4 protein-coding genes are annotated in these 3,882 nt (G+C 72.0%); all 4 read right to left on the minus strand.

Annotated features, from left to right (window positions below):
* Positions 1-57 precede the first annotated feature (57 nt).
* Entirely contained in the window at positions 58-1,134 is a 1,077-nt protein-coding gene (locus MXD58_RS22440) for an ATP-dependent DNA ligase (RefSeq protein ID WP_248840184.1), read from the minus strand.
* Between the two features lie 102 nt (positions 1,135-1,236).
* The gene (locus MXD58_RS22445; RefSeq protein ID WP_248840183.1) at positions 1,237-2,481 is read right to left on the minus strand and encodes a sulfate adenylyltransferase subunit 1; all 1,245 of its coding nucleotides are present in this window, start codon (positions 2,479-2,481) and stop codon (positions 1,237-1,239) included.
* Positions 2,481-3,395 carry a sulfate adenylyltransferase subunit CysD gene (gene cysD, locus MXD58_RS22450; protein ID WP_248840182.1) on the minus strand — a complete coding sequence of 305 codons (915 nt, stop codon included), beginning with the start codon at positions 3,393-3,395 and terminating at the stop codon, positions 2,481-2,483. Before cysD ends, MXD58_RS22445 begins: the two co-directional genes overlap by 1 nt.
* Before the next feature lie 130 nt (positions 3,396-3,525).
* A partial coding sequence (locus MXD58_RS22455) for an inositol monophosphatase family protein (RefSeq protein WP_284678733.1) occupies positions 3,526-3,882 on the minus strand: 357 nt, incomplete at its 5' end.

The following is a 3,882-nucleotide window of genomic DNA, read 5'->3' on the forward strand; positions in this document are numbered from 1 at the left end:
CCGCACGCGCGGGCGGGCTGGCAGCCGGCGGGTGACCAGCTCGGCGTGGCGCGCGGCTCAGCGCAGCACCTGGGCCAGGTCGACCGGCGCCGGGCGGCTGAGCTGGCCGAAGGTGCAGCTGGCGGGCTCCCGATCGGGCCGGAACCGGACGAACTGGGTGGTGTGCCGGAAGCGGGGCCCCTCCATATGGTCGTAGCGGACCTCGACGACCAGCACGGGGCGCAGCGGGACGAACGAGAGGTCACGTCCGGCCGCCCAGCGGCTCTCCCCGGCGTCCCACGGGGTGCGGGTGCTCCCGGCGGCTCCCGGCGCCCAGGGATGGTCCTCGATCGGGATGACCAGTTCGGCGAGCTCCCGGGCCAGCTCACGGCGGCGTGCCATCGGGAACGCCGAGCTCACCCCGACCGCCGCGAGCCCGCCGCCGGGAGCGCCCGCCGCCGGGTCCGGCTCGTGGTACAGGCCGAGCAGCAGCGAGCCGACGGCGTCGGGGCCGGACTTGTGGGGGCGGTAGCCGGCGACGACACAGTCCGCCGTGCGCACATGCTTGATCTTGAACATGACGCGCCGGTCGGGTTCGTACCGGGAGTCCGGAGCCTTGGCGATGATGCCGTCGAGCCCGGCGCCCTCGAACCGGTCGAACCACTCCCGGGCGACGTCGAGATCCTCGGTGGCCGGGGTGAGGTGCACCCGGCCGGCCGGGTCGCCGAGCAGCGCGGCGAGGTCGGCGCGGCGGCGGGCGAAGGGCTGGTCGAGCAGCGCCGTGTCGCCGCTCGCGAGCAGGTCGAAGGCGACGAAGGACACCGGGGTCTCGGTGGCGAGGCGGGTGATCCGGCTCGCCGCGGGATGCACCCGCTGCTGCAGGGCCTCGAAGTCGAGTCCGTTCGCGCCGGCGACGACGATCTCGCCGTCCAGCACGCAGCGCTCGGGCAGCGCGGCGAGCAGATCCGGGACAAGCTCGGGAAAGTACCGCGTCATCGACTTCGTGGTCCGCGAAGTGATCTCCACCTCGTCGCCGTCGCGGAACACCAGCGCCCGGAAGCCGTCCCACTTCGGCTCGTAGACGAGGCCGGCGGGGATCTCGTCGACGGCGCGCGCCAGCATCGGCTTGACCGGCGGGACAACGGGGAGGTCCACAGGCTGATCCTGCCTCAGGGCGCCCGCCGGTGCGCCACGGCGCACCGGCGCGCGCTGCCGGGCGGCCCGCCCCGGCCGCCTGATCGCCGCGTCGGCGCGGAGCTAGAGGATCAGGCCCGCGCCGAGGGTGGCCCCGGAGGACTCGTCGATGAGCAGAACGCTGCCCGTGTCGCGGTTGCGGCGGTACGGGTCGTAGCACAGCGGCGAGGTGGTTCGCAGGGCGATGCGGCCGATGTCGTTGAGCGCCAGCGTCTCGACGGTCTCGTCGCGGTGCAGCGTGTCGATGTCGACGCGATAGCCCACGTCGGTGACCATCGCCCGCACCGAGCGGGTGGTGTGCTTGATGCCGATCCGCGCCCGTCGACGCAGCGGCGCGTCGACCATCCAGGAAACCATGAGGTTGAGGTCCTGGCCGACGGTCGGCTGGTTGTTCGGCCGGGCGATCATGTCGCCGCGGGAGACGTCCAGGTCGTCCTCGAGGCGGACGATGACCGACATCGGCGGGAACGCCTCGCTGACGGGGCCGTCGTAGGTGTCGATACCGGCGACCCGGGTCGTCAGGCCAGAAGGCAGGACGATGACGTCGTCACCGGGTTTGAGCACCCCGCCGGCGACCCGGCCGGCATACCCGCGGTAGTCATGCAGCTCGTCGCTGCGCGGCCGGACGACCCACTGGACGGGGAACCGGACGTCGATGAGGTTGCGGTCGGAGGCGATGTGCAGCTCTTCGAGGTGGTGCAGCAGCGAGCTGCCGTCGTACCAGGGGGTGCTCGGGGAGCGGGACACCACGTTGTCGCCGGCCAGCGCGGAGACCGGGATCGCGGTGACGTCCACGATCTCCAGCTTCGCGGCGAAGCGCCGGAAGTCTTCCTTGATCTTCTCGAAGACGTCCCGGTCGAAGTCGACGAGATCCATCTTGTTGACGCAGAGCACCAGGTGTGGGACGCGCAGCAGGGAGGCGAGGAACGCGTGCCGGCGGGTCTGCTCGACGACACCCTTGCGCGCGTCGACGAGCAGCAGCGCGAGGTCCGCCGTGGAGGCGCCGGTGACCATGTTGCGGGTGTACTGCACGTGCCCGGGGGTGTCCGCGAGGATGAACGAGCGCCGGGGGGTGGCGAAGTAGCGGTAGGCCACATCGATGGTGATGCCCTGCTCCCGCTCGGCTCGCAGGCCGTCGGTGAGCAGGGCGAGGTCGACGTAGCCGTCGCCGCGCTCCCGGCTGGTCCGCTCGACGGCGGCCAGCTGGTCGGTGAACAGTGACTTCGTGTCGTACAGGAGGCGCCCGATCAGGGTCGACTTGCCGTCGTCGACCGAGCCGGCGGTCGCCACACGCAGCAGTTCGCCCATCAGAAGTAGCCCTCCTTCTTGCGGTCCTCCATCGCGGCCTCGCTGACCCGGTCATCGGCGCGGGTCGCGCCGCGCTCGGTGATCCGGGTCGCCGCGACCTCGGCGATGACCTCGTCGACCGTCGCCGCCGTGGACTCCACGGCGCCGGTGCAGGTGATGTCGCCGACCGTGCGGTAGCGGACGTGGCGGGCCACGACGGTCTCGCCGGGGCGCGGCCGGGTGAGCTCGGTGACCCCGAGCAGCATGCCGTCCCGTTCGATGACCTCGCGGCTGTGCGCGTAGTAGATCGAGGGGATCTCCAGGCTCTCCTGGGCGATGTAGCGCCAGATGTCCAGCTCGGTCCAGTTCGACAGCGGGAACACCCGGATGTGCTCGCCGGGGCGGTGCCGACCGTTGTAGAGCGACCACAGCTCGGGCCGCTGGTTCTTCGGGTCCCACTGGCCGAACTCGTCGCGGAAGGAGTACACGCGCTCCTTCGCCCGAGCCTTCTCCTCGTCGCGGCGCGCACCGCCGAACACGGCGTCGAAGCGCCCGTCCGCGATCGCGTCCAGCAGCACCGGGGTCTGGAGCTGGTTGCGGGACGCGCCCGGGCGGGTGTCCTCGGTCAGCTCACCCGCGTCGATCGCGGCCTGCACGGAGGCGACCACCAGCCGGGCGCCGAGCTCGGCGGCCCGGTGGTCCCGGAAGTTCAGCACCTCGGCGAAGTTGTGACCGGTGTCGATGTGCAACAGCGGGAAGGGCAGCTTCGCCGGCCAGAACGCCTTCTCCGCCACCCGCAGCATGACGATCGAGTCCTTGCCGCCGCTGAACAGCAGCGCGGGACGTTCGAACTCGGCCGCGACCTCACGGAAGATGTGGATGGCCTCGGCCTCGAGCATCTGCAGGTGGGTGAGCTCGTAACCCGTGACAGGCACGCGGATACCCCTCGTCGAGCCGGTGTATCGGACCAAACTAGCCCACCGGAGCATCCCGGGGCAGGTTTCATCGGCGTTAACCATCTCACCAGCCGCCCAACACCCACGCCCACAGCAAACCGCCGGGGCCCTACCGGCCGGGATCCGCCGCCGCGATCGCGTCGAGCACCGCGGGCGCCAGGTCGGCCACGCAGATGACCAGGTCCGGCAGCAGCGGGTCGCGCTGGTTGTAGCGCAGCGGCGAACCGTCGAGGCGGCTGGTGTGCAGGCCCGCGGCCTGGGCGACCGCCACCGGCGCGGCCGAGTCCCACTCGTACTGGCCGCCGGCGTGCAGGTAGATCTCGGCCTGCCCGCGGATGACCGCCGCGGCCTTCGCCCCGGCGGAACCCATCGGCACGACGGTCGCGCCGATCGCCTCGGCGACCTCGCCGACCAGACGCGGGGCGCGGGTCCGGCTCGCCACGATCCGCGGCGGCCCGGCCAGTGG

Origin of the sequence: Frankia sp. AgKG'84/4, from assembly GCF_023242965.2 — a bacterium.
GTDB lineage: Bacteria > Actinomycetota > Actinomycetes > Frankiales > Frankiaceae > Frankia.

What these genes read in the sequence shown, in the direction of transcription:
- MXD58_RS22445 (WP_248840183.1), bottom strand. Translation starts at nt 2,481, where the DNA reads ATGGGCGAACTGCTGCGTGTGGCGACCGCCGGCTCGGTCGACGACGGC.